2 protein-coding genes are annotated in these 1,164 nt (G+C 56.8%); both read right to left on the bottom strand.

Annotated features, from left to right (window positions below):
- Positions 1-196: hypothetical protein (locus ACMV5I_RS29465; RefSeq protein WP_414825972.1), on the bottom strand; the 196-nt coding region annotated here is incomplete at its 3' end.
- A 669-nt stretch (positions 197-865) separates the two neighbouring features.
- Complete coding sequence (locus tag ACMV5I_RS29460; protein ID WP_414825971.1) at positions 866-1,060, bottom strand: hypothetical protein; 195 nt, start codon at positions 1,058-1,060, stop codon at positions 866-868.
- Between the last annotated feature and the right edge of the window lie 104 nt (positions 1,061-1,164).

Below are 1,164 nucleotides of genomic sequence, written 5' to 3'. Positions count from 1 at the left end.
AAGGGCGTGCCATTCTTCGGGCGTGCGGATGTTCCTCATGGGTTTGCTCCGTGTTGATGATCGGGAACAAGATCATGGCAACATCGCGAACGCAATAACAGGTGGGGTTCCAGCGACGCTTACGAAACAAGGGGGATGACAAAGCCGCAGCGCAAGCGACTGACCAACGGGAGGGAGTGCGAACGGGCGCAGGCATCAGGCTTCAGCCGGCCCCTTGTTTACGGACCGGAACGGGGCAGCGTCAGTCACAGCAAAAGTGAACACCGCTGACAACGGGGCCAAAGTGGGCGCCAGAGAAGCCGGTTTACCGGCTTTCCTTAGCGGCCGTCAGAGACGGCCAGTTAAAGTGGCGCTGCCGGAACGGCAGCTGCTCACGCCGCCCTTCAGGCATCGCTTGCTATCCCAACGGGACGGAGACAGGCCCCGTACTGGCTCCGCGTAGCCTGGTGGCCACGGGGACACCCGGCGAAGTGCAGGCGACGACCCGGGTCACCGGGAAGCCGAAGGGGCCCAGACGGGTTTGAATTTCTTTAATTGTGGCGCTTTTATGCCCCGAAATTCGGTTAAAAATATAATTTAAATAAGTGCATTTTCTGCACTTTTTTTTGCATTATGCACCTGACAGATTTAACCCCGGAATTGGAAATATTTACCGCCCTGAATCGCATGATTTGAGGACATCCGGAACCGGGCCGGAGCGCCGCAGGCGCCGGGCTTCGGTCCCTGCAGGCTTCAGCCTGCAGAAGAGTTTTCCCGCCCACCGAAGTCGGTTGTCCACAGTGCAGGTCAGTAAGGTACCGGACAGCCTGTGGATAACATGCTCAGGAGCGCACGGTTCTCGACACGCCCCCTGAGAGGTTGCTATTTAACCACCATAGTGCGCTACATTACCCAGCAGCCAGTCCGGGCCAATAACATCACTCCATCCGTGCTCATCCTCGTCGTCATACTCCAGACTGTCATCAGCACACTCAACCAGACGGCCTTCTTCATAACGCCGGTAGCCACAATAGTCACAGCCGGCCTCACTGAAATAATGTAAGCGTCGCTGGAACCCCACCTGTTATTGCGTTCGCGATGTTGCCATGATCTTGTTCCCGATCATCAACACGGAGCAAACCCATGAGGAACATCCGCACGCCCGAAGAATGGCACGCCCTTTTT

This window comes from Serratia sp. T13T92, from assembly GCF_047530105.1.
Lineage (GTDB): Bacteria > Pseudomonadota > Gammaproteobacteria > Enterobacterales > Enterobacteriaceae > Chania > Chania fonticola.
The sequence above is the reverse complement of the archived record's forward strand: the minus strand, read 5'-3'. Positions and strand labels throughout refer to the sequence as shown.